Annotated in this window: 24 protein-coding genes; 11 read left to right on the top strand and 13 right to left on the bottom strand. The window is 74.7% G+C overall.

Going from position 1 to position 25,846, the window contains the following annotated elements; all coding sequences use genetic code 11:
- The first annotated feature begins 49 nt into the window (after nt 1-49).
- On the top strand, nt 50-580 hold the full coding sequence (locus ACI2LW_RS04285) for a metallophosphoesterase family protein (RefSeq protein ID WP_404729600.1): 531 nt from the start codon (nt 50-52) through the stop codon (nt 578-580).
- 354 nt (nt 581-934) lie between these two features.
- Here ACI2LW_RS04285 and ACI2LW_RS04280 read toward each other — a convergent pair whose 3' ends face one another.
- From ACI2LW_RS04280 to ACI2LW_RS04245, 8 genes are all read right to left on the bottom strand, one after another.
- Nucleotides 935-1,600, bottom strand: a complete 666-nt coding sequence (locus ACI2LW_RS04280; RefSeq protein ID WP_404729599.1) for an SRPBCC family protein — start codon at nt 1,598-1,600, stop codon at nt 935-937.
- Nucleotides 1,601-1,616: 16 nt separating this feature from the next.
- Entirely contained in the window at nt 1,617-2,723 is a 1,107-nt protein-coding gene (locus ACI2LW_RS04275) for an XdhC family protein (RefSeq protein ID WP_404729598.1), read from the bottom strand.
- Nucleotides 2,724-3,155: 432 nt separating this feature from the next.
- Complete coding sequence (locus ACI2LW_RS04270; RefSeq protein WP_404729949.1) at nt 3,156-4,361, bottom strand: VWA domain-containing protein; 1,206 nt, start codon at nt 4,359-4,361, stop codon at nt 3,156-3,158.
- Nucleotides 4,362-4,498: 137 nt separating this feature from the next.
- Nucleotides 4,499-5,383 (bottom strand): AAA family ATPase, encoded by an 885-nt coding sequence (locus tag ACI2LW_RS04265; RefSeq protein WP_404729948.1) that lies wholly within the window; start codon nt 5,381-5,383, stop codon nt 4,499-4,501.
- Nucleotides 5,384-5,389: 6 nt separating this feature from the next.
- Nucleotides 5,390-6,244 carry an FAD binding domain-containing protein gene (locus ACI2LW_RS04260; protein ID WP_404729597.1) on the bottom strand — a complete coding sequence of 285 codons (855 nt, stop codon included), beginning with the start codon at nt 6,242-6,244 and terminating at the stop codon, nt 5,390-5,392.
- Nucleotides 6,241-8,634: a xanthine dehydrogenase family protein molybdopterin-binding subunit gene (locus tag ACI2LW_RS04255; protein ID WP_404729596.1), complete on the bottom strand. Its 2,394-nt coding sequence runs from the start codon at nt 8,632-8,634 to the stop codon at nt 6,241-6,243. Before ACI2LW_RS04255 ends, ACI2LW_RS04260 begins: the two co-directional genes overlap by 4 nt.
- Entirely contained in the window at nt 8,631-9,137 is a 507-nt protein-coding gene (locus ACI2LW_RS04250) for a (2Fe-2S)-binding protein (protein WP_404729595.1), read from the bottom strand. Before ACI2LW_RS04250 ends, ACI2LW_RS04255 begins: the two co-directional genes overlap by 4 nt.
- A 154-nt stretch (nt 9,138-9,291) precedes the next feature.
- Entirely contained in the window at nt 9,292-10,608 is a 1,317-nt protein-coding gene (locus tag ACI2LW_RS04245; protein ID WP_404729594.1) for a YncE family protein, read from the bottom strand.
- Nucleotides 10,609-10,749: 141 nt separating this feature from the next.
- Here ACI2LW_RS04245 and ACI2LW_RS04240 point away from each other — a divergent pair, with 141 nt between their 5' ends.
- Nucleotides 10,750-11,418 (top strand): TetR/AcrR family transcriptional regulator, encoded by a 669-nt coding sequence (locus ACI2LW_RS04240; protein WP_404729593.1) that lies wholly within the window; start codon nt 10,750-10,752, stop codon nt 11,416-11,418.
- A 21-nt stretch (nt 11,419-11,439) separates the two neighbouring features.
- Here the strand turns inward: ACI2LW_RS04240 and ACI2LW_RS04235 are convergent, their stop codons facing one another.
- The gene (locus tag ACI2LW_RS04235) at nt 11,440-11,682 is read right to left on the bottom strand and encodes a hypothetical protein (RefSeq protein WP_404729592.1); all 243 of its coding nucleotides are present in this window, start codon (nt 11,680-11,682) and stop codon (nt 11,440-11,442) included.
- Nucleotides 11,670-12,035, bottom strand: coding sequence for a nuclear transport factor 2 family protein (locus ACI2LW_RS04230; protein ID WP_404729591.1), 366 nt, complete (start codon nt 12,033-12,035; stop codon nt 11,670-11,672). The genes ACI2LW_RS04235 and ACI2LW_RS04230 overlap by 13 nt, the downstream gene beginning before the upstream one ends.
- Nucleotides 12,036-12,368: 333 nt before the next feature.
- Between ACI2LW_RS04230 and ACI2LW_RS04225 the strand changes: the two genes are divergently transcribed.
- The 5 genes from ACI2LW_RS04225 (at nt 12,369) to ACI2LW_RS04205 (ending at nt 16,547) form a co-directional block, all read left to right on the top strand.
- Nucleotides 12,369-13,454, top strand: a complete 1,086-nt coding sequence (locus ACI2LW_RS04225; RefSeq protein ID WP_404729590.1) for an S-(hydroxymethyl)mycothiol dehydrogenase — start codon at nt 12,369-12,371, stop codon at nt 13,452-13,454.
- Nucleotides 13,454-14,083, top strand: a complete 630-nt coding sequence (locus tag ACI2LW_RS04220; protein ID WP_404729589.1) for an MBL fold metallo-hydrolase — start codon at nt 13,454-13,456, stop codon at nt 14,081-14,083. Before ACI2LW_RS04225 ends, ACI2LW_RS04220 begins: the two co-directional genes overlap by 1 nt.
- Before the next feature lie 258 nt (nt 14,084-14,341).
- Entirely contained in the window at nt 14,342-15,148 is an 807-nt protein-coding gene (locus tag ACI2LW_RS04215; protein WP_404729588.1) for an SDR family NAD(P)-dependent oxidoreductase, read from the top strand.
- A 72-nt stretch (nt 15,149-15,220) separates the two neighbouring features.
- Entirely contained in the window at nt 15,221-15,691 is a 471-nt protein-coding gene (locus ACI2LW_RS04210; RefSeq protein WP_404729587.1) for a hypothetical protein, read from the top strand.
- A 136-nt stretch (nt 15,692-15,827) separates the two neighbouring features.
- Nucleotides 15,828-16,547: a hypothetical protein gene (locus ACI2LW_RS04205; protein ID WP_404729586.1), complete on the top strand. Its 720-nt coding sequence runs from the start codon at nt 15,828-15,830 to the stop codon at nt 16,545-16,547.
- A gap of 48 nt (nt 16,548-16,595) precedes the next feature.
- Here ACI2LW_RS04205 and ACI2LW_RS04200 read toward each other — a convergent pair whose 3' ends face one another.
- On the bottom strand, nt 16,596-18,002 hold the full coding sequence (locus ACI2LW_RS04200; protein WP_404729585.1) for a pyridoxal phosphate-dependent decarboxylase family protein: 1,407 nt from the start codon (nt 18,000-18,002) through the stop codon (nt 16,596-16,598).
- A 207-nt stretch (nt 18,003-18,209) separates the two neighbouring features.
- Here ACI2LW_RS04200 and ACI2LW_RS04195 point away from each other — a divergent pair, with 207 nt between their 5' ends.
- Both ACI2LW_RS04195 and ACI2LW_RS04190 read left to right on the top strand, forming a co-directional pair.
- Entirely contained in the window at nt 18,210-18,905 is a 696-nt protein-coding gene (locus tag ACI2LW_RS04195) for a L,D-transpeptidase family protein (protein ID WP_404729584.1), read from the top strand.
- A gap of 157 nt (nt 18,906-19,062) precedes the next feature.
- On the top strand, nt 19,063-19,248 hold the full coding sequence (locus tag ACI2LW_RS04190) for a hypothetical protein (RefSeq protein WP_404729583.1): 186 nt from the start codon (nt 19,063-19,065) through the stop codon (nt 19,246-19,248).
- A 209-nt stretch (nt 19,249-19,457) separates the two neighbouring features.
- Here the strand turns inward: ACI2LW_RS04190 and ACI2LW_RS04185 are convergent, their stop codons facing one another.
- Entirely contained in the window at nt 19,458-20,852 is a 1,395-nt protein-coding gene (locus ACI2LW_RS04185) for a S1 family peptidase (RefSeq protein ID WP_404729582.1), read from the bottom strand.
- A gap of 175 nt (nt 20,853-21,027) precedes the next feature.
- On the opposite strand from ACI2LW_RS04185, the gene ACI2LW_RS04180 reads away from it, so the two are divergent.
- Both ACI2LW_RS04180 and ACI2LW_RS04175 read left to right on the top strand, forming a co-directional pair.
- Complete coding sequence (locus ACI2LW_RS04180) at nt 21,028-22,206, top strand: MalY/PatB family protein (protein ID WP_404729581.1); 1,179 nt, start codon at nt 21,028-21,030, stop codon at nt 22,204-22,206.
- 129 nt (nt 22,207-22,335) lie between these two features.
- A complete protein-coding gene (locus ACI2LW_RS04175) occupies nt 22,336-22,722 on the top strand; it encodes a PPOX class F420-dependent oxidoreductase (RefSeq protein WP_404729580.1) in 387 nt (128 codons plus the stop codon).
- A gap of 134 nt (nt 22,723-22,856) precedes the next feature.
- Here ACI2LW_RS04175 and ACI2LW_RS04170 read toward each other — a convergent pair whose 3' ends face one another.
- Nucleotides 22,857-25,640, bottom strand: coding sequence for a hypothetical protein (locus ACI2LW_RS04170; protein ID WP_404729579.1), 2,784 nt, complete (start codon nt 25,638-25,640; stop codon nt 22,857-22,859).
- Nucleotides 25,641-25,846 lie beyond the last annotated feature (206 nt).

Below are 25,846 nucleotides of genomic sequence, written 5' to 3'. Positions count from 1 at the left end.
GGGCCGAGTCCGGCGGGATCGCCGCCGGCCCCGGCAGTACGCTGGCCGGGTGCGTCTGCTGCTGATGTCCGACACGCATCTCCCCAAGCGGGCGAAGGAACTGCCCGCTCAGCTGCTCGCGGAGATCCCGCGCGCCGACGTCGTCTTTCACGCCGGGGACTGGGTCGACACCGCCACCCTCGACCTGCTGGAGAGCCGCAGCCGCCGCCTGATCGGTGTCCACGGCAACAACGACGGCCCCGAGCTGCGCGCCCGGCTGCCCGAGGTGGCCCGGGCGGAGCTGGGCGGTCTGCGCTTCGGCGCGGTCCACGAGACGGGTCCCGCCCAGGGGCGCGAGCAGCGCTGCGCCGACCGCTTCCCCGACCTCGACGTCCTCGTCTTCGGCCACAGCCACATCCCGTGGGACACCACGGCGGCCTCCGGCCTGCGCCTGCTGAACCCCGGCTCCCCGACCGACCGCCGCCGTCAGCCGCACTGCACCTACCTGACCGCCACCGTCTCCGACGGCCGCCTCACCGACGTGCGCCTCCACCGCCTGCCCCCGCGTCCGCCCCGGCACCGCTCCTCCACCGCGTCGTGACGCGCGGGAAGGAGCGCCGGGCCGGCAGGCGCGGGCGCATCAAGAGGGCGGCCCCATCGGGACCGCCCCGGGGTCACTCTTCCCTTTCTCGTTTCCGAATTCTCGGCGAGATCCGGGCCGCTGTGTGCGAGTCGGCGGCCCGGGCGCTGCGAGTGTGCGCTGTCACGGACCTCCTTCCGGCGAGGATGTGCGGCACATGTGCTGCAGAGGCGATGCATGCCTCATCCGTTGATGCGCCATCTACCCCTCCCGAGGCGGCCCACACCACGGATGCCGGCAAATCATGGAGTATTTTTCGGCGAACCGGTTTGAAATCCCTCCGAGGTGATTTCCGGTGGTCGCCAGGGCCCGGCCCTAAGGTCGCCGCAGCCGGCGCACCGCCAGCACCAGCAGCGCCACCGCCACGGCCGCACCGGCCGCCACGGCGGCGCGCTTGGCGACCGGCAGCCCGGCGGTGCGCAGCAGGTCGAGCGGCTCGGTCTCCTCGGCGGGCGTGGTCGTCCCCGCGGCCGCGGGCCGCGCGGCGGCGGCTTCCCCGGCGCTCTCGGGCGGGGCCTGCGCGGCGGCTTCCTGCGCGGGCCCGCCGAGCCGTCCGGCGAGACAGTCCGCGAACTGCCCCACCAGGCGGTCGCCCACCTCCGCCAGCACCCCGCGCCCGAACTGCGCGGGCCGCCCGGTGACCGTCAGATCGGTCCGCACCGACACGGCCGTCGCGCCGTCGCGTTCCTCCAGCGTGCCGGTCACGGTGGCCCGGGCCGTGCCCTGACCGCGGGTCTCCCGGCCGCTCGCGGCCAGCACCATGCGGTGCGCCGCCTCGTCCTGCTCCTCGAAGACCGCGGACCCCTTGTACGTGACGGTGATCGGACCCAGCTTGACCTTCACCGAGCCGTTCACCGTCTTGCCGTCGTAGTCCTCCACGGTCGCCCCGGGCAGGCACGGCGCGATCCGCTCGATGTCGAGGAGCGCCCGCCAGGCGTCGTCGACCGGGACGGGCACGGTGAACTCGTGGTGCAGTTCCATGACTTCCTCCTCGCACTCAGACGGCGCCCGCCGCGTGGATGGCTCCGGCGGTCCCGGTCAGCGGGGCGCCGGTGCCGCCCCAGCGCAGCGCGACGATCTCGGCGGCGACCGACACGGCCACCTCCTCCGGGGTACGGGCGCCGAGGTCCAGGCCGACCGGCGAACGCAGCCGGGACAGCTCGGTTTCGGTCAGACCCGCCTCCACCAGTCGCTCCAGCCGCTCGCGATGGGTACGGCGGCTGCCCATCGCCCCGATGTAGGCGGCGGGCCGGCGCAGCGCCTCCTCCAGCAGCGGCACGTCGAACTTGGGGTCGTGGGTGAGGACGCAGATCACCGTGCGCTCGTCGGTGTCGGTGCCCTTCAGATAACGGTGCGGCCAGTCCACGACGACCTCCACGGCGTCGGGGAACCGCTTGGGCGTGGCGAAGACCGGGCGGGCGTCGCACACCGTGACCCGGTAGCCCAGGAAGGCCCCGATGCGGGCGACGGCCGCCGCGTAGTCGATCGCGCCGAACACCAGCATCCTCGGCGGCGGGGCGAAGGAGTGCAGGAACACCGTGACCGCGTCCTCCCGCCGCTCCCCGTGCGCGCCGTAGTGGCGCGTCCCGGTCGCCCCGAGGGCGAGTTCGCCGCGGGCGTCCGCGGTGACCGCCACGTCCAGTCCGGGCGCGCCGAGGGTGCCCACCACCGTGCCGGGCCACACCGCGAGCGTCGCCCCGCGCGGCGCCGGCCCGTCCACCACGGTCGCCAGCGTCACCGGCTCGCCCGCGGCGACCGACGCCGCGACCGGACCGAAGACCGGGTCGGCGTCGGGCGTCACCGGCCGCACCAGCACGGTGATCTCGCCGCCGCAGGTCAGCCCCACGGCGAACGCGTCCTCGTCGCTGTACCCGAAGGTCGCCAGCCGCGCCTCGCCGTCCGCCACCACCTCCTGCGCCAGCTCGAAGACGGCCCCCTCCACGCAGCCGCCCGAGACACTGCCCGCCACCTCGTCCCCCGGGCCGACGGCCATGGCGGCACCGGCGTCGCGCGGCGCGCTGCGGCTGACCGAGACCACCGTGGCGAGCCCGAACGGCTCCCGTGCCGCGTACCAGCGCTCCAGCACGGGGAGGATGTCACGCACGTTCCGCTCCTTTCCGCCAGGCCCGCGCGTACGGTCCCGAGCCCGTCCGCACCGGACCGGCCGCCCACCGACGGCCCACCCACGCCCCTGTCACCCACGCCCCCGTCACCCACGGCCACCGCGCCCGCACCCGCCCGTCGCCCACCGCGACCCCGCCGCGCGACGCGGCCGCCCCCCACCGAGGGAGCGCACGCCGCACGGCCGGAGTTCCGGCGCTCCGTCGGGCGTGCCACCCGGCGGGCACGGCGCCGGGCCGGCCGGACCGGCGGCCCGGACGCGGGACCGGTACCGATCGCGCCCATCGCGTCGGCGGGAGCCCGGCGCGCACCGCGAGCCCGCCGTCGCTTGCACCGCGGCCGGGAGCGGGCACGGCGCCGGGCCGGCGGTCCGGACGCGGGACCGGCGCCCGCCGTGCCCGTGCCCGCCGCGCGCTCACCGCGGACCCGCCCATCCGGTCGCCGTACCGGGGGGCGGGGACGGCGCGGACGGGGCCGGACCCGCGTCCGCCGTCGTGCCGTGCGGGGCGCCGGAACCGGCGCTCACCTCCGCCTCCGCGCCCCGTACCACCGCGGCCAGGCGCTCCAGGGCGGCCAGGCTGTGCCCCTCGACGAAGGCGTCCACGCTCGGCAGGGCCGCCGCCATGCCCGCGGCCAGCGGCGCGTACCCGGGCCGTGCCTTGCGCGGGTTGGCCCACACCACCCGGTGCGCGAGCAGGTGCAGACGGCGCATCTGGGCGGCCAGCAGCTCGGGGTCGCCGCGCTCCCATCCGTCCGACAGCAGCACCACAACCGCCCCGCGCGCCATGCCCCGCTGCCCCCAGCGGTCCAGGAACTGGCGCAGCAGCTCACCGAGCCGGGTGCCCCCGCGCCAGTCCGGTACGGCCTCGGCGACCGCCGCCATCGCCAGGTCCGGGTCGCGGTGCGACAACTCCCGGGTCACCCGGGTCAGCCGGGTGCCGATGGTGAACACCTCCGTGTGCCGGCCCCGCACCGCCGCGTGCGCGAACCGCAGCAACGCGTCGGCGTACGGCGCCATGGACCCGCTGACGTCCACGAGCAGGACCACCCGCCGCGGCCGCTCGGCGCGCGCGTGCCGGCGCAGCAGCGCGGGCTCGCCGCCGCGCCGCAGCAGCTCCCGCACGGTCCGGTGCGGATCGACCGCGCCGCGCCGGGCGGGACGCCGCCGCGCGGTGCGCCGCTGCTGCCCGCGCAGCGCGAACGCGGCGAGCAGCCGGCGCACCTGCGCGCGCTCGGCGGGGTCGAGACCGGCCACGTCGCGGTGGCGCAGTACCTCGGCGGAGCTGGCGAGCGACGCCGTGGGCGGCCCCTCGCGCTCCTCGCGGGGCGCCCCGGTGCGCGGCCCGGCGGGCGCGTCCCGCAGCACCGCGCGCAGCCGGGGCGGGGCAGCGGTGCGCACCGCGCCGGCCGGGGGCCCGGCGGTGCCGAAGTAGGCGTCGAAGACCCGCTCGTAGCGCTCCAGGTCGTCCCGGTCGCCGCACAGCGTCAGCCGGCCCGCCCAGTACACGTCCGCGCGCACGCCCGGCCGCAGCACGTCCACCGCCCGCAGGAAGGCGTGCACCCGCTCGGCGCTCGCGTCCACACCCGCGGCCCGCAAGGCCCGCGCGAACCCCACCAGCACGGCGTCGGCGCCGGCCGTTCCCGTGCCGGTCCCTCCCGAGCCGGCTGTGTCGGCGCAGGTGCCGGTGCCCGGGCCGGCGCCGGCGCCCGCGCCCGTGTCCGGGTGGCCGGCCCGCTCCCGTTGCTGCGCCACGGCCCTCACGCTCCCCGCCTCGCCAGGACCGCCGCGAAGTCGAGGCCGCGGGCGCGGTCCGCGTCCTCGCGGTACTTGAGGACCGAACCCAGCGTGGCCACCGCCAGTTCGGCGTCGGCCTCGGCGGCGCCGAGCGCGTCGAGGGCGCGCGCCCAGTCGAGGGTCTCGGCCACCCCGGGGGGCTTGAGCAGGTCCTCCGCACGCAGGGCCTGGACCAGCGCGGTCACCTGCTCGGCCAGCCGGGCCGACACCTGCGGCAACCGCCTGCGCACGATGGCCAGTTCGCGGGCGAAACCCGGATGGTCGAACCAGTGGTACAGACAGCGGCGCTTGAGCGCGTCGTGCACCTCCCGGGTGCGGTTGGAGGTGAGGACGACCACCGGCGGCACCTCGGCGCGCAGCGTCCCGAGCTCCGGAATGGTCACCTGGAACTCCGACAGCACTTCCAGCAGGAAGGCCTCGAACTCGTCGTCGGCCCGGTCGATCTCGTCCACCAGCAGCACCGACGGCTGGGTCTGCAGCGCCCGCAGCAGCGGCCGGGCGACCAGGAACCGGCGGTCGTACAGCTCGCGCTCCAGCCGTTCGGCGTCCCGCACCCCCGCCGCCTCCGCGGCCCGCAGATGCAGCAGCTGCCGGGGGAAGTCCCAGTCGTACAGCGCCTGCGAGGCGTCGATGCCCTCGTGGCACTGGAGCCGGATCAGCGGGGCGCCGAGCGCCTCGGCGAGGGCGGACGCGAGCGCCGTCTTGCCGACGCCCGCGTCGCCCTCGCAGAAGACCGGCCGGTGCAGCCGCAGCGCCAGGAAGCAGACGACGGCCAGCCCTTCGTCGACGAGGTACCCCGTCCGCTCCAGGGCGGCCCGCACCTGCTCCGGGCTGTCGATGGGGGTGATCGGCGCTCACCCCATCCCGGCGGCGGCCAGAACCGCCCGCTTGGTGAACACCCGTGCCAGGTGCGCCCGGTACTCGGGCGTGGCCGAGGCGTCGGCCGAGGGCCGGGTGCCCTCCGCGGCCCGCTGGGCCGCCCGCGTCACCGCGCCGGCGTCCGCCGCGCCGGTCAGCGCCTCCTCGGCGGCCGCGGCCCGCAGCGGGGTCGCGCCCATGTTGGTCAGCCCGATGTGCGCCTCCGCGATGTGCCCGTCGTCCCGCCGCACCAGCGCGGCCACGCCGACCATCGCCCAGGACTGGGCCACCCGCCCGAACTTCTCGTAGCAAAAGCCCCAGCCCTCCCGTTTCGGCATCCGGATCTCCACCAGGAGTTCGTCGGGCGCCAGGGTGGTCTGCAGGTAGTCGGTGAAGAAGTCGCGCGCCGGGATCGCGCGCCGCCCGCCGGGCCCCACGGCCACCATCTCGGCGTCCAGGGCGAGCGCCACCGCGGGCAGGTCCCCGGCCGGGTCGGCGTGGGCGAGCGAGCCGCCCAGGGTGCCCCGGTGGCGCACGGCGGGGTCGGCGACCGTCTCCGCGGCCTGGGCCAGCAGGCCCGCGTACCGCCTGACCAGCGGGTCGTGGACCACCTCGTGGTGGGTGGTCAGCGCGCCGACCACCAGCGCGTCGCCGTCCTCGCGGATCCCGCGCAGACCGGGGATCCGCCCGACGTCGACGACGAGCTCGGGGAAGGCCAGCCGCAGCCGCAGCAGCGGCAGCAGGCTCTGTCCACCGGCCAGCACCTTCGCGTCCTCACCGGCGTCGGCGAGGGTGCGCACGGCCTCCTCGACGCTCGCGGGCCGGACGTAGTCGAATGCGGGGGGAATCATGCCGAGGTCTCCTTCCGCGGCGACGCCGACGACTGGGCCGACCGCACGGCCTCCCAGATCCGTCCGGGGCTGCACGGCATCCGTACGTCGTGGACGCCCAGCGGGCGCAGCGCGTCCACGATCGCGTTGACCACCGCGGGCGTCGAGGCGATGGTGCCGGCCTCGCCGACGCCCTTGACGCCCAGCGGGTTGGAGGCGGCGGGGGTCTCCGTGCGGTCGGTGACGAAGTCGGGCAGGTCCGCCGCCGACGGCACCAGGTAGTCGGCCATCGTGCCGGAGACCAGGTTGCCCTCCGCGTCGTAGACCGCCTCCTCGTACAGCGCCTGGGCGATGCCCTGGGCGAGTCCGCCGTGCACCTGCCCCTCCACGATCATCGGGTTGACCACCCGGCCCACGTCGTCGACGCAGACGTAGGACCGGATGCGGGTCTGTCCGGTCTCGGTGTCGACCTCGACCGCGCACAGGTGGGTGCCGTGCGGGTAGGAGAAGTTCTCCGGGTCGAGCACGTGCTCGGCGTTGAGCGTGGGCTCCATGCCGTCGGGCACGTCGTGCGAGGTGAACGTCTCGAAGGCGACCTCCTGGATGGTCTTGCGGGCCTCCGGTGAGCCCTTCACGGAGAACACCCCGCCGGTGAACTCCAGGTCGTTCTCGCTGGCCTCCAGCAGGTGCGCCGCGACCTTGCGGGCCTTCTCGACCACCTTCTCGGCCGCCCGGTGCACGGCCGCGCCGCCCACGACCAGCGACCGCGAGCCGTAGGTGTCCATGCCCTGCGGGGCCACCTTGGTGTCGCCGTGCACCACCTCGACGTCCTCGAACGGCACCCCGAGCACGTCGGCGGCGATCTGGCTCCAGGACGTCACGTGCCCCTGCCCGTGCGGGCTGGTGCCGGTGACCACCTCGACCTTGCCGGTGGGCAGCATACGGATGCTCGCCGCCTCCCAGCCGCCGGCCGAGTACCGCAGGTCGCGCAGCACCCGGCTCGGGGCGAGGCCGCACATCTCGGTGTACGTCGACACGCCGATGCCCAGGCGCACGGTGTCGCCGCGCTCGTTGCGCTTGGCCTGCTCGGCGCGCAGGTCGTCGTAGCCGAACAGGGCGAGGGCCTTGTCGGTGGCGGCCTCGTAGTTGCCGCTGTCGTAGGTCAGGCCGGCGATCGTCGTGTACGGGAACTCCTCGTGCCGGATCCAGTTGCGGCGCCGCACCTCCACCGGGTCCAGGCCCACCTCGGCGGCCAGTTCGTCCATGGCCCGCTCGATGGCGTACGTGGCCTCCGGGCGCCCGGCGCCGCGGTAGGCGTCGGTCGGGGTGCGGGTGGTGAACACGCCCGTGCAGTTGAACTCGTAGGAGTCCACCTTGTAGATGGCGGGGTACATGAACGCGCCCAGGATCGGGATGCCCGGCGTGACCAGCATCAGATAGGCGCCCATGTCGGCGAGCAGGTCGACCTTGATGCCGAGCAGCCTGCCCTCGCGGGTCGCGGCGAGCTCGATGTCCTGGATCATGCCGCGGCCGTGGTGGGTGGCCAGGTAGCCCTCCGAGCGCGACTCGGTCCACTTCACCGGACGGCCCAGCTTGCGGGCGACCGCCAGCGCGATGGCCTCCTCCCCGTACACCTGCAGCTTGGAGCCGAAGCCGCCGCCCACGTCGGGGGCGATCACGCGCAGCTTGTGCTCGGGGACGCCGGTGACCACCGACAGCATGATGCGCAGGATGTGCGGGATCTGGGTGGCCGAATACACCGTGTACTCGCCGGAGGCGGCGAGCGGGGCGACGACGACCGCGCGCGGCTCCATGGCGTTGGGGATCAGCCGCTGCTGCACGTAGCGCCGCTTGACGACGACCTCCGCGCGCTGCCTGACGGCCTCGAAGTCCTCACCGGTCCTCAGCGGCCACAGATAGGCGCGGTTGGTGCCCTTGTCGGCGTGGACGAGCGGGGCGTCCTCGGCGAGCGCCGCCTCCAGGTCCATCACCGGGGGCAGCGGCTCGTAGTCCACCTCGATCGCCTCGAGCGCGTCGGCCGCCGCGTACCGGTCGCGGGCCACCACGACCGCCACCGGGTCACCGGCGTGCCGCACCTCGTCCACCGCGAGCGGCGGGTGGTCCGGCAGCACCATGTCCTCGGTGACGGGCCAGGCGCAGGGCAGCGAGCCGAGGCCGTCGGCGAGGTCGCGGCCGCTGTAGGCGGCCACCACCCCGGGGCGCCCCAGGGCGGGGGAGACGTCGACCCGCTCCAGGCGGGCGTGCGCCATGGGGCTGCGCAGGATGGCCAGGTGCAGCAGCCCGGTCACGGAGATGTTGTCGGTCCAGTTGGTCTGGCCGGTGATCAGGCGGGCGTCCTCCTTGCGGAGCCGGGCCTTGCCGACCTCGGGTTCGAGGGCCTGGCCGGTCATGCCGTGACCTCCTGAGGTGCGGCGGCCGGGGAGCCGTCCGCGGTCCGCTCCTCGGCGGCGGCGAGCACCGCGCGGACGATGTTCTGGTAGCCGGTGCACCGGCACAGGTTGCCCTCCAGCGCCTTGCGCACCTCGCCGGCGTCCGGATGGGGGTTCTCGCGCAGCAGATCGCGCGCGGCCATGATCATGCCCGGGGTGCAGTAGCCGCACTGGAGGGCGTGCCGTTCGTGGAACGCGCGCTGCAGCGGGGTCCACTCGCCGTCCCGGGCCAGTCCCTGGACGGTGGTCACCTCGCCGCCGTCCGCCTGGACGGCCAGCACGGTGCAGCTCTTGACGCTCGTGCCGTCCAGCTCGACCGTGCAGGCCCCGCAGTTGGAGGTGTCGCAACCGATCGGGGTACCGGTCAGGCCGAGGCGGTCACGCAGATAGTGGACCAGCAGAAGACGGGGTTCCACGTCGTCCTCGTAGGCCGTGCCGTCCACCGTGACCGAGATGTGGGTCATGTGCCCTCCAGAGACCGTATGGGCGTGCGTGAGGGATTCCAGCGACCAGCGTGGTGTACGTCACTCTATGACCACGCCCCGGACGCGGCGAGTGGTGCGACGCAGTTTGTTGACCGTTAATCCATTGCTGCCGAGCCGGCCCGTGCGGGGCGGCTCAGCCGGCCGGGGAGGTCCAGTCGGCGGTGACGTGGCCGAGCCGGACGCGCTGGGGGTGGTCGCCGACCGGGACCGACACCACCTTGCGGCCGGTGGCGAAGTCGATCGCGGTGACCTGGTCGGCGCCGCTCTCGGAGACGACGCAGTCCTTGCCGTCACCGCTGACCGTGGCCCAGTACGGCTTGGCGGCGGCGATCTGCGGGCCCTCCTGGAGGGTGGCCCGGTCGACCACGGTGGCGTAGTCGTCCATGGTCCCCGCCACGCACAGCTTCGTGCCCCGGGGGTTCACGGACATGCCGTGGTGGCGGGAGTCGTTGACCCAGGTGGTGCGGTCCTCGCTGGTCGCCGGGTTCTTCGGCAGCGTCTTCATCCGGGTGATCCGGTCGGTGGCCACGTCGTACTCCAGGAAGCCGTTGAAGAACGACACCTGGAAGTAGAGCTTGGACTCGTCCGGGGAGAAGACGGCGGGCCGCACCGCGTCGGAGAAGTCCTTCAGACCGAACGCGTCCAGCCGCTGCCGCATGTCGATGACCTTGACCTGCCTGTACGTCGTGGCGTCCACGACCGTGATGTGCCGGTCCCCCTTCGTCCAGTCCCAGCCGGGGCTGTCCAGGGCGGTGTTGACGTCGCCGATGGACATGTTCCAGATGTACTTGCCGTCCTTGGTGAACACGTTCTCGTGCGGCTTGTCGCCGGTCGCGAACGACCCGAGCTGCCTGCCGGTGGCGATGTCCAGCACGTGCACGGTGTTCGCGGTCGACGCGGAGACCGCCACCCGGGTGCCGTCCGGGGAGACGGCCATGTGGTCCGCGCGGTAGCCGGACACCGGGAAGCGCCAGTTGACCTTTCCGGTGGCGAGGTCGATCGAGACCACGTCGGCGAAGCTGGGGCGGGAGACCACCACCGACTTCCCGTCCGGCGTGGAGTACATGTCGTCGGCGAACTGGTCGTGCCCCTCGCCGACGCTGTTGCGGATCGCCTGGAAGTAGATCCACCTGATCGGGTCGGAGTTGATCTCCGCCATCCGCTGGGCCTTGTCGGGGACGACGTCGATCCGGCCGATCCCGGCGAAGCCGCCGGAGGACTCGATGACGTCGGCGGTGCCGTCCCAGTTGTTGCCCACGAACAGCACCTCGCGCAGTCCCGCGGCGCCGGACGCGGCGGTCGTGCCGGACGCGGCGGTCGTGCCGGACGGCGCGGTCGCTGTGGCCGGGGCGGTCGCGGTGGAGGCGGAGGCGGCCGTCGCCGGGGCGGCGACGGTCAGGGCGAGGGCGGCGGCCACGGAGCAAAGGTGCCTGGATCTGGAGGCAGGCATGACTGCTCTCTTTCCTCGGGAAATCTGAACACGGGCACTTTCACAGTGAACTTACTGAAAAGTAAGGAGGGGGCCGCCCGTCCGACAAGATGTGTGCACGACAAGATTGGCGGTGGCCGGTGGAACGACGGAGGGGGAAGCGTGACGGGCAGGCTCAGGGCGCCGACGGGCCGCTACGGCGGCAGGTCCGCCGAGGAGCGGCAGGCCGAGCGCCGCCGCCGCTTCCTGGACGCCGCCCTCCAGCTGTTCGGCGACAGCCCGGGGTACCGCGGCACGACGGTCGCCGCGCTCAGCCGGGCGGCGGGCCTGTCCACGCGCCAGTTCTACGAGGAGTTCCGCACCCTGGAGGACGTCCTCGCCGCGCTGCACCTGGAGGTCAACGGCTGGGCCGAGCAGGCGGTGCTCGACGCGCTCGCGGAGGCGGAGGGCCTGCCGCTGGACCAGCGGGTCGCCGTGCTCTTCCGCGCCTACGCCCGCGACGTCACCGGCGACCCGCGCCGCATCAGGATCGCCTTCGTGGAGATCATCGGGGTCAGTCCCCGCCTGGAGGAGCAGCGGCTCGCCCGCCGGGCCCGCTGGGTCGGCCTGATCCGCGCCGAGGCGGACCGGGCCGTGGCGCGCGGCGAGGCGGCGCCGCGCGACTACCGTCTCGCGGCCACGGCGTTCATCGGCAGCGTCAACGGGCTGCTCCACGACTGGAGCGCCGGCTGGGTCGAGGCGACCCTGGAGGAGGTCGTCGACGAACTGGTCCGCCAGTTGCTGGCGATCCTGCGGCCACCGGGCCGGCCACCGGCGGCGGGGGAGAGCTGAGCCCGCGGCCGGCCCGGGGTTTCAGTGGCGGCGGGCGCGCCGTCCGGGCAGGGTGCGCCGGGCCGGGGGCAGGGAGCGGCGTCGCGCCGCGCGGAGCAGGGACCGTACGAGCGCGGCGGACGCCAGACGGTTGGCCGCCGAGACGGCCCGGGGCCTGCCGAACCGGGCGGAGCGGGACCGACCCAGCCCCGCCCGGGCCGAGAAGCTCCAGGTCAGCCGGGAGCTGACCTGGATGCGCGCGGCCTTCCTGCCTATTCGTCCCATGCCTGGATCAGGATCTGGTCGGCGATCTTCCCGTCACGCAGCGTGATCATGGACTCGGCCAGCACCTTGACGCCGTCGGCGTACTCGCAGGACTCGACGAACGCGGCGTGGTCGCCCTGGACGACGCACTGCTCGAGCCGGTGCGTCATGTCGCGGCCGCAGACGTCCTCCAGCATGGAGCCGATCTCGTCCCGGCCGTGCAGGACCTTCGGGTGGCTGGGCTGGGCGTCGCGGTCCACGATGCGTATCCGCGCGTCGTCGGAGTACAGCGACAGCAGCGTGGACGCGGTGCGTTCCTCGATGCCGCGGCGCAGGGTGTCGGTGTCGAAAGCGGGACCTGTGGTGGTTGCCATGGTGACCTCCTCCGAGGGCCGCGGCCCGAGGAGGAGGGGCCGCGACGGGCCTCACCTTCGAGCGTCCCCCGGCCCGGCGGCCCCGGCAAGCGCAGCGCGTCCGCCCCGCGGCGCTGCGGCCGCGCGCCCCGCCCCGCCGCGCCGGAGCCGCTCCACCGCGCGCCGGCCGCCCCGACGCCCCCAGGGCCGCCCCGCCGGTCACCGCCCGCCCCGCCACGCCCCCCCTAACCAGGCCCCTCCGGCCGCGACGCGCGCCACGCTCCCCGGCGCTACCGATCGGTCACGGCGTAGTGTCGGCAGGACGGACAACGGCCGACCGAAAGGGACACCACCATGGCGCAGGAAGTACGCGGCGTGATCGCACCCGGGAAGAACGAGCCCGTGCGGGTCGAGACCGTCGTCGTGCCGGACCCCGGCCCCGGGGAGGCCGTCGTACGGGTCCAGGCCTGCGGTGTCTGCCACACCGACCTGCACTACAAACAGGGCGGCATCAACGACGAGTTCCCCTTCCTGCTCGGGCACGAGGCCGCCGGCGTGGTGGAGTCGGTCGGCGAGGGCGTCACGGACGTCGAGCCCGGCGACTTCGTCGTCCTCAACTGGCGTGCCGTGTGCGGAAAGTGCCGGGCCTGCCTGCGCGGGCGGCCCTGGTACTGCTTCGACACCCACAACGCCCGGCAGCGGATGACGCTCACCGACGGCACCGAACTCTCCCCGGCCCTCGGCATCGGCGCCTTCGCCGAGAAGACGCTGGTGGCGGCCGGGCAGTGCACCAAGGTCGACCCGGGCGTCTCCCCGGCCGTGGCCGGCCTGCTGGGCTGCGGGGTGATGGCCGGCATCGGCGCGGCGATCAACACGGGCAACGTCGGCCGCGGCGACTCCGTCGCCGTCATCGGCTGCGGCGGCGTGGGCGACGCGGCGATCGCCGGGTCCTACCTGGCCGGCGCGGTGAAGATCATCGCGGTGGACATCGACGACCGCAAGCTCGAGACCGCCCGCACCATGGGCGCCACGCACACCGTCAACTCGGCGCAGACGGACCCGGTCGAGGCCGTCCGCGAACTGACCGGCGGCTTCGGCGCCGACGTCGTCATCGAGGCCGTGGGCCGCCCCGAGACCTACCGGCAGGCGTTCTACGCCCGCGACCTGGCCGGCACGGTGGTCCTGGTGGGCGTGCCGACGCCGGAGATGAAGCTGGAACTGCCGCTGCTGGACGTCTTCGGGCGCGGCGGCGCGCTGAAGTCCAGCTGGTACGGCGACTGCCTGCCCTCGCGCGACTTCCCGACGCTCATCGACCTGCACCTGCAAGGACGGCTCCCGCTGGACAAGTTCGTCAGCGAGACCATTCAACTCGACGAGGTGGAGAAGGCGTTCGAGCGGATGCACCGCGGCGACGTCCTGCGCTCGGTGGTGGTGCTGTGATGGCCGCCCGCATCGAACGGATCGTCACCTCCGGGCAGTTCACCCTCGACGGGGGCACCTGGGACGTGGAGAACAACGTGTGGATCGTCGGCGACGACCGCGAGGCGGTCGTCATCGACGCCGCCCACGACGCCGAGGCCATCGCCGCCGCGGTGGGCGGGCGCCGGCTCACCGCCATCGTGTGCACGCACGCCCACAACGACCATGTGAACGCCGCCCCCGCCCTCGCCGACCTCACCGGCGCGACGATCTGGCTGCACCCCGACGACCTGGCGCTGTGGAAGATGACCCACCCCGACCGGGACCCCGACGAACACCTGGCGGACGGCCAGGTCATCGAGGCGGCCGGCGCCGACCTGACCGTCATCCACACCCCCGGCCACGCGCCCGGCGCGGTCTGTCTGTACGACCCGGGGCTCGCCACCGTCTTCACCGGCGACACCCTCTTCCAGGGCGGCCCGGGCGCCACCGGCCGCTCCTACTCCCACTTCCCGACGATCATCGCCTCGATCCGGGACCGCCTCCTCACCCTGCCGCCCGAGACCAAGGTCCTCACCGGCCACGGCGACTCCACCACCATCGGAGCCGAGGCACCCCACCTGGAGGAGTGGCTCGCCCGCGGCCACTGACCGTGAACGGCGCGCCCGGAACGGCTGCCGCACGCCGGTGTGCGCCCCGGCGGTGCGGCGGCCCCGCGGCGCCGACGGCCGCGGACGCGGGCCGCCGCCCCGCCGCGGCGGACGGCCACCGCGCAGGCCGGCCCGGCCCGCCCGGCTCCGCCCGGCCTGGTCGGGCCGGTGGGCACGGCCGGCCCGGTGGCCGCGGGACCACGGACTTGCCGTGCACGCCACCTGCCCGGCTGATCGTCGCGGCAGTAGATTCCGTCCATGACCGACACCGGACGCTTCGAGGGACACGCGGCGCTCGTCACCGGCGCGGCCCGCGGCATCGGCGCGGCCACCGCGCGCAGGCTGGCGCGGGAGGGCGCGCGGGTGCTCGTCACCGACATCGACCGCGCCGAGGCGGAGAGGACCGCGGCCGCCCTGCGCCAGGCGGGCCTCACTGCCGCCGCGCACCCCCTGGACGTGGCCGACCGCGCCTCGGTGGAGGCGGCGGTGGCGTACGCCGTGGGGACGTTCGGGTCGCTCGACGTCCTGGTCAACTGCGCGGCCCACTGCAGCCCCGACACCCCGCTGTTCGAGGACGGCCCCGACGACGTCTGGGCGCGCGACCTCGACGTCACTCTCACCGGCGCCTACCGCTGCTGCCGCGCCGCCCTGCCGCACCTGGCGGCCTCCGGCCGCGGCGCCGTCGTCTGCATCGGCTCGGTCAACGGCGTCCAGGACTTCGGCAACCACGCCTACAGCGCCGCGAAGGCGGGCCTGGCCTCCCTCACCCGCACACTCGCCGGACACGCCGCCGCCCGCGGGGTCCGCGTCAACCTGGTGATGCCGGGCACCGTCCGCACCTCGGCCTGGGAGGGCCGCGACGCCGAACTGGACCGGGTGCGCGCGCTGTATCCGCTGGGCCGGGTCGGCGAACCCGACGACATCGCGGCCGCCGTCGCCTTCCTCGCCTCCCGTGACGCGGCCTGGATCACCGGTACGACACTGACCGTCGACGGCGGCCTCACCGCGGTCAACACCGGCTTCCTGACAGCCGTCGCGGAGGACCGGGCGGCGACGGACGACTGAAACGCCGACCGCCCGGCAGCAACCCGATCACTGAGCTGGCAGGTCCACGCTGGGAGCAAGCGGAACTGGGGCATGGCGACGGGCCGTATTCGGGACAAGCTGACCGGCACCAAGTATCCCGATGAGGGTGTCGGACCGCTGCCGCACAGGGAGGTCCGAGCCGCGCTGCTCGCGCTCAACGGACCGGATGTGCCGTACCGCGTGCGCGACGCCACCCCTGCCGAAAGGGCCGACCTGGTGGCGGAGTGCGCGGTTCGGAGGGTGAGCGTGCGTCTCAGGACGAGGATGCGACTGATCCCGGACGAGCAGGAGGTTCGCTTTCTCCACGAGCGGTGGGAGAACCGTCCGTCCGACAACGCCCGTGCTCAGTACGGACGTGGCCACGCGCCCGCGGTGTACCGGCAGTGGGAGACCGAGCGGGGTCCCGACGGCACACGGCGCAGGGTCGAGGCGTTCCGCTTCGATACGCGAGAGATGACGGGCCCCCTGCAGAACGCGGTTCTCGGCGCCGGCTGGACCTGGCGCGGGGTGTTCAAGCTCTGAATCTCCCTCTGGTCGTCCCTCGCGGTGTCAAGCCCCGTAATCCCGGTTCATGACCCCGCAGGGGTGGCTCGGGCCTACTGGAACCGAGGCCGAGGGCGCCACAAGGGCGCCCCTCCACCACCGATGGGAGAATCTCATGGCTCGCAAGATCCGCAAGAACTCCGTTCGTGTGAGCGTCGCGGCGATCGCGGCGGCCGCGGCGGCCACAGCAGGCGTCGTCCTCCCCGCCACCACCGCGGCGGCGGCACCGGCGAGCGCGGTGACCGCCGCCTCGGTCGAAGATCCGGCGCCGGCGGACCCGGAGGAAATTCCGGCGGAGCCCCCGGTGGAGAACCCGGTGGACCCACCGGTGGATGCTCCGGACGACCCGCCGGCGGACTCTCCGGACCAGCCGGACCAGCCGGACCAGCCGGACCAGCCGGACCAGCCCGATCAGCCGGACCAGCCCGATCAGCCGGACCAGCCGGACCAGCCGGACCAGCCCGATCAGCCGGACCAGCCGGACCAGCCCGATCAGCCCGATCAGCCGGACCAGCCGGACCAGCCCGATCAGCCGGACCAGCCGGGCCAGCCCGATCAGCCGGACCAGCCGGACCAGCCGGACCAGCCCGATCAGCCCGATCAGCCGGACCAGCCCGATCAGCCCGATCAGCCGGACGCCCCCGACCAGCCGGATCAGCCGGATGCCCCGGATCAGCCGGATCAGCCCGATCAGCCGGACGCCCCCGACCAGCCGGATCAGCCGGATGCCCCGGATCAGCCCGACCAGCCGGACCAGCCCGACCAGCCGGACCAGCCGGACCAGCCCGTGGACCCCAGCACCATCCTTGAGCAGGGACTTACCGGCGGAGAGTGACGGCGGTGACCTCTGACCGGCGGCGTCGGTCAGAGGTCGTCGTTCTCCTCAGGCGGGCCGTGGAAGCCGGTCCATGCCCGCGGTCAGGGCGGCCAGTACGCGCTCGACATCCGCCTCGGTGGTACGCCAGTTGCTGAACGCCGCCCGCAGCGCCGGCACCCCGGCGTACACGGTCGGCGTCAGGAACGCCTGTCCCGAGGCCGACACCGCCTCGACCAGCGCGTCGACCCGCTCCCGGGTGGGCCGGCCGGCGAGGGTGAAGCAGACGACGTTGAGCCGTACCGGAGCCAGCAGCCGCAGCCCCGGGACATCCGCGATCGACTCGCCCAGCGAGCGGGCCAGCGCCACATTGCGCTCCACGATCTCCCGGTGCCCCGAACTGCCGTACGCCACCAGCGAGAACCAGGCCGGCAGGGCGCGCAGCCGGCGGGAGTTCTCCGGGGTCAGGTGGAGGAAGTCGGGCTCCCCCGAGGGCAGTCCCAGATACGGCGACGCATTGTGGAACACGGCGGTCTGCAGATCCCGGCGCCGGGTGAACTGCACGGCCGCGTCGTAGGGCACGTTGAGCCACTTGTGCAGGTCCACGCAGACCGAGTCGGCCGCGTCCAGGCCGTCCACCAGGTGCGCGAGGCCGGGGGAGAGGGCGGCGAAGCCGCCGAACGCGGCGTCCACGTGCAGCCAGAACTCGTGACGCTCCTTCAGGGCCGCGATCGCCCGCAGATCGTCGAAGTCGACGGTGTTCACGGTGCCCGCGTTGGCCACCACGATCGCCGGCCGCCCGCCGAGGGCGCCGAGGGCGGCGTCCAGCGCGTCGACGTCGACGGCCTCCCGGTTGCCCGGCAGCAGTGGCACCGGCCGCAGCCGGTCCCGGCCGATGCCGAGGACCGACAGCGCCTTGGCGATACTGGAGTGCGGGCTGCCCGACAGCACCGCGACGTCGCCGAGCGCCGCGGCGCCCGCACGGGAGACGTCGACTCCGCGGCGCTCGCCCAGCCACTCGCGGGCGACGGCGAGGCCCACGGTGTTCGACGCGGTGGCCCCGGTGACGAAGGCGCCGCCGTGCTCCTCGCCCAGCCCGAACAGTTGCCGCAGCCAGCCCACGGTCTCCCCTTCCAGGGCCGCCGCCCAGGAGCCGGCCGCCCCGGACACGTTCTGGTCGCAGGCGCTCGTCAGCCAGTCCCCGGCCAGGGCGGCGGGAGTCGCGCCCCCGGTGACGAAGCCGAGGTAACGGGGCCCCGCCGAGCCGGAGAAACCGGGCGCCCACCGTTCGGCGAACCGTGCCAGCGCCCCGTCCCCGCCCGCGCCCTCGACCGGAAGCGCGGCGGGCGCCGGCGCCTCGCCGAGCGACGCCACCGGGCGCTGGTCCAGCGCGTCCAGCTCCGCCGCGGCGACGTCGCGGACGGACTGCAGGAGTCGGGGCAGCCGGGCCAGGTCACCGGCGAGCGTACGGTCCATGTCCCGCAGCGTAGGCGGCGGACACCCCCGGAGACCGGAGCCAATCCGATGCAACTGGCCTGAGCCCGACGGGCGGTCCACGGGCGGTCACTGTCACCGTTTCGTATCGGCATGCCCGGCTTTACAACCGCCCCGGTGCGGCGCGTGTCTCACTGTCGGGAAGCGCGGAATACCGCGACAGAAGTACCGCGACAGGGGGGAACCGTCATGAGGCACACGGGCAGACGAGGGGCCGTCGTACTGGGCGTCACCGGACTCGTGGCACCGCTCACACTCGCACTCGGCGCCGCGCCGGCGCAGGCCGCGAGCTGCACCACGAAGGCCGGGCCGTACCAGAAGAAGGTCGAGAAGTTCCTCGGCCGCCCCGTGGACGGGAAGCAGTCGGCCGCCGACTGCAAGGCCACCCAGGCGTTCCAGAAGAAGCACGGCATCACCCCCACCATCGGCTACGCCGGTCCCGTCACCTGGGGCGTGATGGACCTCATGAACAAGCAGCGGGCCGTGGGCAAGAACCCCAACAAGGACGGCAAGTGCCCGGTCAACAAGGGCCGGATAGCCTGCGTCAACCTCACGCTCCAGCTCAGCTGGATCCAGGACGGCCGCAAGCTGGTGTACGGGCCCGTGCCGGTGCGCACCGGCCGTAACGGGTACGAGACCCGCACGGGACTGAAGAAGATCTACTGGCGCCACATCGACCACTACTCGACGATCTACCACGTGCCGATGCCCTACAGCCAGTTCTTCGACGGCGGCCAGGCCTTCCACTCGGTCGGCGTCAGCATGTGGAACCCGCCGGGCTCGCACGGCTGCGTCAACATGACCAGGACGGACGCCAAGAAGTACTGGTCGCTGCTGAAGAAGGGCGACGACGTGTACGTGTACGGCCGCAAGCCGGGCACCTGAGCACTCCCCGCGCCGCAGGCCGCACACGCCGTACCGCCCTACGCCGACGGTCCCCGGGACAGGTCCCCGGGGACCGTCGGCGTACGTGATGAGCGACACGGTCCGGAATGTCCGTATCGCTCCTACTTATTCACAGCGCCTTCACGTCCACCGGCATATGCTTCACGACATGTCCACCAGTGTTGAACCCGTTTCCGAGCGATCGGCCGCGGAGGTCAACGAGGAGATCCGGGCCCTGTGGCGCCGGTCGGGCGGGACACTGACCACCGAGCAGCGCGAGGAGTACCAACGCCTCGTGATGGAGTGGGCCACGGCCGCTCCGCACCCGGTCCGGGCGGCCTGAGCCGCTCCTCCTCTCCGGCCACCGCCGGCCATGGCACCGACCTTCCAGGGCACCCGTGAGCGCATGGGTGCCCTGCTCGCACGAGCACGGCGCCCCACGGGCTCACCGCCCGTCGGGGCGCCATCGCACACAGGGGCGCCACCGCCCGTCGGGGCGCCACCGCACACCAGGGCAGGAGCGCCACCCCGCACCGGAGCGGGCGCCCCCGCTCACCCCCAGGTCGCCGAGTAGTACCGCTGGTACGCCTTGCGGTCCTGCTCGGCCCGGAACCACCGGGTGGCGACCAGCGCGATCAGACTGCCGGCGATCACCAGCAGGCCGGGGCCGACGTTGCGCGGATCGGACAGCCGGGCCAGCAGCGTGGCCCCGTCCGTGCCGCCCGTCACGGGTGCGGACGACCCGGGCGAGACGGCGCCGGGCGCGATGGCGCTGTGGGTGGCCGAGGCGGACGGCGCCCCCGAAGGCGCGGCACCCTGGCCCGCCGCCCCCGCGCCCTGCTGCGGCGGCGACACGATCAGCTGCACGCCCAGCGCCTTCAGCGCCCGGGTCACCGGCTGGAAGAAGGTCGTCCCGCCGGTACGGCAGTCCCCGTCGCCGCCGGAGGTCACCCCGAGCGCGATGCCCTCGGAGAACAGCGGGCCGCCGCTGTCCCCGGGCTCGGCGCACACCGTGGTCTGGATCAGGCCGGTGACGGTGCCCTCGGGATAGTTGACGGTGGCGTCCAGCCCGGTCACCTCGCCGTCGCGCAGGCCGCTGGTGCTGCCGCTGCGGAACACCCGCTGCCCGACGGCCGCGTCGCCCGCCCCGGTGATCCGTACGCCGTTGCCGCCGCCGATGGCCACCACGTCGGCGCCCTGCCCGGCACGGCCCGCGGCGTACTGCACCAGCGAGAAGTCGCTGCCAGGGAACGAGCCGTTGACCGTCTCGCCCAGCTGCTGGTTGCCCTGGTTGTCCGCGAACCAGATGGAACCCGTCGGCCCGCAGTGCCCGGCGGTGAGGATGAAGTCGCTCTTCCCGTTGGTCACGTTGAACCCCGCGGAGCAGCGCCCGCCGGTGGACAGGATGGGCTGCGCCCCGTTGAGCCGGGTGGTGAACCGGCCGGCGACGCGCTGCATCCGCACAAAACTGCCGATGCCGTCGGCGACCTTCGTCATCCGGGACCAGTCGGCGGCCGAGACGGTGCTGTCGGCCTGCACGGTCACCCGGTTGGTGCGGTAGTCCATCACCCAGGCCGTCCCGGGCACCCGCGGCGCCGCGCGCAGGGTGGCGGCGGCGGACTTCAGCTCGTTCATGCTGTGCCGCACGACCTTCGCCTCGGCCCCGGCCCGCCGCACCTCGGCCGCCGCGTCCTGGTCCGTCACGGCCACCACCGGGCGCCCGTCCGCGCCGATCCAGCTGCCCGCCGTACGGGCGGTGCCGAGCCGCTCGACCAGGCCGGCCCCGGTGCCCCCCGCCGAGAGCGTCGCGCTGCGCGGGGCGGCGGGGACACCGGCGGTCTCGCCGGCCATGGCCGCCTGCGCGACCATTCCTCCTCCGAGGAGCAGTCCCGCGACGGCCGCCAGCCGTGTCACTCGCCGGACGACCCGTCGTCGTACGTGCCTCATGCATGGCTCCCGAACCCCGAACACACGGTCTCAACACCGCTGGGCCCTCCGGTACTTGAGTGCCCCTCCTCCATACGTGGGGGGACCCGGCCGTGTTCAGCGCACGGCGTCCGCCGTCCGCCGTGGCTGGATCGCGCCGTTCGGGACCGGGCCCCGCCCGCCCTATCGTGGGCGCATGAGGAGCAGCCCGAACGGCAGGTCCGGCGTACCGAATCCGCTGCGCGTCCTCGGCCTCGGCGACCTGAGGCGCCGTACCAGCCTGAAGTGGCGCGCCCACCCCGACGACGTACTGCCGCTGTGGGTGGCCGAGATGGACGTGCCCGTGGCCGAGCCGGTGGTCCGCGCGGTCGGCGACGCCATGGCGCTCGGCGACACCGGCTACCCGGCGGGCACCGCCTACGCCGAGGCGCTGGCCGCCTTCGCCCACGAGCGCTGGCAGTGGGACGGCCTCGCGGTGGAGCGCACGTTCCTCGTGCCGGACGTCATGCTGGGCGCCGTCGAGCTGCTGAAGCTGGTGACCGGACCGGGCGACCCGGTGGTGGTCAGCCCACCGGTGTACCCGCCGTTCTTCCAGTTCGTCTCGCACATGGACCGGCGGGTGGTGGAGGCGCCGCTCGGCGCGGACGGGCGCCTCGACCCCGGTGCGCTGGAGGACGCCTTCCGGCGGGTGACCCGTGGCCGCGGCCGCGCCGCCTGCCTGCTGTGCAGTCCGCAGAACCCGACGGGCGCGGTGCACACCCGTCAGGAGCTCACCGCCGTGGCCCGACTGGCCGACCGGTACGGGGTGCGGGTGGTGGCCGACGAGATCCACGCCCCGCTCGTGCCCGCCGGCACCGGCTTCGTCCCCTACCTCAGCGTGCCGGGCGGCGAGCGGGGGCTGTCCCTGATGTCGGCCAGCAAGGGGTGGAACCTGCCCGGCCTCAAGGCCGCCCTCGCCGTCGCGGGCCCCGCGGCGGCCGCCGACCTCGCCCGGATGCCCGAGGAGGTGGGGCACGGCGCGAGCCACCTCGGGGTCATCGCCCACACCGCGGCGCTGCGGCACGGGACCGCCTGGCTGGACGCGCTGCTGGCCGGCCTCGACGACAACCGGCGGCTGCTGGCGGGCCTGCTGGACCGGCACCTGCCCGCGGTCGCCCACCGCCCCGGCCAGGCCACCTGCCTCGCCTGGCTGGACTGCCGCGCCCTCGGTCTCGGCGACGACCCGGCCCAGGTCTTCCTGGAGCGCGGCCGGGTCGCGCTCAGCTCCGGCCTGCCCTTCGGTACGGGCGGCGCCGGCCGCGTGCGCCTGAACATCGGGACCTCGCCGGACGTGATCGCCGAGGCGGTACGGAGGATGGCGGCGGCCGTCGGCTGATCCGGGCCGCGCCACCGTCCGCGAGCCGGGCCGGCGGCCCCGCGGGCGGGTGACACCGGTCGGGGGCAGGGGAGTTCACCCGTCGCTTCACGGGCTCCCTCGGGCACGCGGCGGCCTAGACTGCCGCGCATGGACGACAGCCTGGTGGAGCGTCTGGCGACCGGCAAGTACGTGCTGATCACCAGCTACCGCAAGAACGGCAGCCCGGTCGCCACCCCGGTCTGGGTGGTGCGGGACGGCGACGCCCTCGGCGTGTGGACGGCCGCCGACTCCTGGAAGGTGAAGCGGATCCGCAACCGCGGCGACGTCCTCGTCGGCCCCTGCGACGTGCGCGGTCATCCGACCGGCGAGCAGGTCGAGGCCACCGCCGAGATCTGCGACCCGGCCACCACCGCCCGCTACCGGGCTCTGATCGCGCGCAAGTACGGCCTGCTCGGCCGCCTCACCCTGCTGGGCAGCCGGCTGCGCCGCGGCGAGCGCGGAACCGTCGGGATCCGGGTGACCCCCAGGCGCTGACCCGCGCCCGCGCGCCGAGGGCGCCCTGCACGGTCCGGGGCCGCGCCTTGCACGATCCGGGGCGGCCGCTGACGCGGCGGTGGCCCCCACGCGCCGGTCCGCGCGTGAGGGCCACCGCTCCGCCCGGCCCGCGTCTAGGAGGCGTCGAGCACCGTGCCGTTCAGCTCCGGACCGCCCGCGCGCGGCTCCCCCTCGTCGTCGACGAGCGCGAAGCGGACCGACTCGGCCGGCTCCTTCACCTTGTCCCGGACCGTGGGCACGCTCACCTCCGCGGTCAGCCGGCCGGCGGGCACGGTCGCCACCAGGTAGAGGTACTCCAGCCGGGACAGCGGACGCTCCGGATCGGGCGACTCGCCGGTGTTGTCCTTCACCCAGCGCGCCTCGACGTCCTTGGTGGACAGCTCCGGGCCGCCGGTGAAGGGCCGTACCGCGAACACCGCCGGGATGTCGGTGTCGGCGGCCTGGGACAGCGTCACCTTCCACTTCAGCGCGCTGCCCTCGGTGACCCGGCCGGCGACCGGCGTGACGGCGACCGTGGGCGGCGCGTCGTCGTTCTCGACGGTCACCCCGCCCCGGTAGGAGCCGATCACCGAGCCGCGCACCGCCTTGAGCAGGATGTCGTACCGCAGGTCCGGGCCGAAGCGGGTGTTGCCCCGCACCCGTACCGGTACGTCGATGCCGCGGCCGCCCGGACGCACCGTCACCAGCCGGTCCGTGGCCTTCCCGGAGTGCGGGTCCACGACGTACAGCCGCACCTGCCCGCTGCCGTGCCCGGAGACCCGGACCGGCACCCGGTAGGTGCGCTCGCCGGAGTCGCCCTCCTTGACGGTGAGCCGGCCGGCGTCGACCCGGGCCGGCGCGGCGGCCCGCACGGCCGGCGTGCCGGGGCGCCACCCCCAGGCGTCCATCAGCCAGGCGCTGCCGGTGCGGCTGCGCGGCGTCAGTTCCAGGGCCGTGACGCGTCCCAGCTCGACCCCGGCGCGCGCGGCGGCGCCGAGCGGCACCCGCAGCTCGCGCGCCCAGTAGGAGGCGGTGCGGTCACTGCCCGGCAGTCCGTCGGCGCGGACCCGGCCGAGCGTGGCCCGGTGTCCGGCGGAGTCGGTGAGGGACACCTCGAGCGTGGTGCCGGTGCTGTTCGGCGGCACGAACACGCGCAGGGCGAGATCCTTGGCGCCGTTCAGGGCGACGGGCGCCCCGGGTCGTATCCGCACCGGGTGGCCGGCCGCGGACCAGCGCAGCGCCACCGCGCGGCGGCCGGTCTCCCGGTCGGTCTCCCACTGCGCGAAGTGCGGGGAGACGCCCTTCGCGCCGGAGCCGAGACAGGCCGCGGACGGGCGTGGGTCCACCGCCGCGCACAGCCGGCCGCCGCTCACCGTGACCGGCCCGTCCGGCAGGAAGCCGCCCCGGCGCCCGGCGCCGACCGCGTGGGTGAGCACCCGGGCCGGGTCCGCCGACCGTGCCCGGAACCCGGAGCCGTCGAGCAGCGGCCGCACCCGGTCGTCCCCGGCGACGAACAGCCGGGCCGCGGCGGCGATGTAGGTGGAGCCGGCCCGGTGCTGCCGGTCCGCGGTGAGCCGGGTCGCGCTGCCCGGCGAGCACACCGGGTCGCGGTGTCCGGGCTCGTCGTGGAAGTCGTCGTCGGCGGGCGCCTGTGCCTTGCCCGGGGTCCACTCGGTGTTGAAGAAGTTGTGGTTGGCGCCGACGACGTACACCGCGCTGTGCAGCGCGGCGCCGCGGCCGACCCCGCGCGTGCCGTCGACGTACACCTCGCCCTGGAGGTCGGAGACGTCGCCGTCGCAGCCCGGCAGGATGGTCGCGGACGGCACGTCGGCGACCGGGTTCTGGCCGAAGACCGTCGGACCGATCAGCACCGTGCCGCTGATGTGCCAGCGCACCCGCCCGTGGTACCCGTCCTGGCGGGAGGGCGGCGGGGCGAGGCTGTCCATGGCGGCGCGGTTGACGCCCTCGCCGCCGCGCGAGTGCCCCACCAGCAGCACGCGGGACAGGTCCGCCTTCGGCGCCCGCCGTACGGCAGCGGGGGCCGAGGCCGGGCGGGCGGCCCAGCCGGCCCAGCGGGCGAGGTGCAGCCGCACCAGCGACGAACGGGCCTGCGCGCCGCCGTCCTCGGCGGCGAAGTCCTGGCCGTTGACGCCGTCGGCCGCGACGGACACGGTGACATAGCCCTGCGAGGCCAGCAGCTTCTGGTCCTGCAGGTAGCCGCGGTGGCTCGGAATCGGCCGGGTGCCGGCGGGGCAGGGCCAGTCGCCGGTCACGTCGTCGGTGTGCGGCTTGTAGCAGGTGGCGTGGCGGCCGTGCAGAAACAGCGCGAGCGGCCGGCGGCCGGTGGCGCCCCGCGGGGCGACCACCACGGCGCGCATCTCGACGGGCGCCCGGAACCCGGGCAGCCGCACGGAGTCGAGGGCGTACTCGCCGGTGACGGTGCGGTACGGACCCGGCCTGCCCGGGTCGACCTTGTTCGGCGGGAGCGGCGCGGGCGGCCGGGCCGCCGCCATCGAGTCCCGGCCGGGCGGCTCCGCCGGTGTCCGGGGCGCGTCCAGCCTCCGCCCGGCGGCGCGCACCGTCAGGCCGCGCAGATCGCCGGGGCGCGCCCGGCCGAGGGCCAGCCGGAAGGTGTGCCCGTCCTGCGCGGGCCGCGGTCTGCCGAGCAGCCGGTCCCCCGCGTAGAACTCCACCCGCGCGTCCCCCATGGGCACCGTCGTGTCCGAACGCCACACCAGCTGACGGCCGGAGCCCTCACCGGCGACGCTCCATCCGGGCGGGAGCCCGCCCTCACCGTCGGGCGCGGTCGCCGACGCCCGCTGGGCGGGCGGATGCGCGGGCTGCGCCACCGCGGGCGCCGCCGCCACCAGGGCCGGCACCACCAGCGCGGCGGCCCCCCTGCTCAGGGCTCGGATCAAAGGTCCCCTCCTCGCAGCACGATCCCCCTCGGTCCGGGGGGCCTTGGGCGTTCCGGAGGATGGGGCGCGCGGGCCGGGGGTTGCCTGCGGGGCGGCGCCGGTTCGCGGCGGGGGCGCGATCAGGCCAATCGGGTGAACCGCGGTGCAGGGGCCCGGGATCCGCCGTGTGGCGGCGGGGCGGCGCCGCGCGGCGCGGCTACGGTCTG

Origin of the sequence: Streptomyces sp. NPDC004065 (genome assembly GCF_044903565.1) — a bacterium.
Taxonomy (GTDB): Bacteria; Actinomycetota; Actinomycetes; order Streptomycetales; family Streptomycetaceae; genus Streptomyces.
The sequence above is the reverse complement of the archived record's forward strand: the minus strand, read 5'-3'. Positions and strand labels throughout refer to the sequence as shown.

Coding starts and splice junctions, on each gene's coding strand:
- ACI2LW_RS04180 (WP_404729581.1), top strand. CDS start 21,028: ATGAGGAGCAGCCCGAACGGCAGGTCCGGCGTACCGAATCCGCTGCGC.
- ACI2LW_RS04260 (WP_404729597.1), bottom strand. CDS start 6,244: ATGATTCCCCCCGCATTCGACTACGTCCGGCCCGCGAGCGTCGAGGAG.
- ACI2LW_RS04190 (WP_404729583.1), top strand. CDS start 19,063: ATGCTTCACGACATGTCCACCAGTGTTGAACCCGTTTCCGAGCGATCG.
- ACI2LW_RS04205 (WP_404729586.1), top strand. CDS start 15,828: ATGGCTCGCAAGATCCGCAAGAACTCCGTTCGTGTGAGCGTCGCGGCG.
- ACI2LW_RS04255 (WP_404729596.1), bottom strand. CDS start 8,634: ATGACCGGCCAGGCCCTCGAACCCGAGGTCGGCAAGGCCCGGCTCCGC.
- ACI2LW_RS04175 (WP_404729580.1), top strand. CDS start 22,336: ATGGACGACAGCCTGGTGGAGCGTCTGGCGACCGGCAAGTACGTGCTG.
- ACI2LW_RS04245 (WP_404729594.1), bottom strand. CDS start 10,608: ATGCCTGCCTCCAGATCCAGGCACCTTTGCTCCGTGGCCGCCGCCCTC.
- ACI2LW_RS04230 (WP_404729591.1), bottom strand. CDS start 12,035: ATGGCAACCACCACAGGTCCCGCTTTCGACACCGACACCCTGCGCCGC.
- ACI2LW_RS04195 (WP_404729584.1), top strand. CDS start 18,210: ATGAGGCACACGGGCAGACGAGGGGCCGTCGTACTGGGCGTCACCGGA.
- ACI2LW_RS04210 (WP_404729587.1), top strand. CDS start 15,221: ATGGCGACGGGCCGTATTCGGGACAAGCTGACCGGCACCAAGTATCCC.
- ACI2LW_RS04250 (WP_404729595.1), bottom strand. CDS start 9,137: ATGACCCACATCTCGGTCACGGTGGACGGCACGGCCTACGAGGACGAC.
- ACI2LW_RS04220 (WP_404729589.1), top strand. CDS start 13,454: ATGGCCGCCCGCATCGAACGGATCGTCACCTCCGGGCAGTTCACCCTC.
- ACI2LW_RS04225 (WP_404729590.1), top strand. CDS start 12,369: ATGGCGCAGGAAGTACGCGGCGTGATCGCACCCGGGAAGAACGAGCCC.
- ACI2LW_RS04185 (WP_404729582.1), bottom strand. CDS start 20,852: ATGAGGCACGTACGACGACGGGTCGTCCGGCGAGTGACACGGCTGGCG.
- ACI2LW_RS04280 (WP_404729599.1), bottom strand. CDS start 1,600: ATGGAACTGCACCACGAGTTCACCGTGCCCGTCCCGGTCGACGACGCC.
- ACI2LW_RS04215 (WP_404729588.1), top strand. CDS start 14,342: ATGACCGACACCGGACGCTTCGAGGGACACGCGGCGCTCGTCACCGGC.
- ACI2LW_RS04200 (WP_404729585.1), bottom strand. CDS start 18,002: ATGGACCGTACGCTCGCCGGTGACCTGGCCCGGCTGCCCCGACTCCTG.
- ACI2LW_RS04235 (WP_404729592.1), bottom strand. CDS start 11,682: ATGGGACGAATAGGCAGGAAGGCCGCGCGCATCCAGGTCAGCTCCCGG.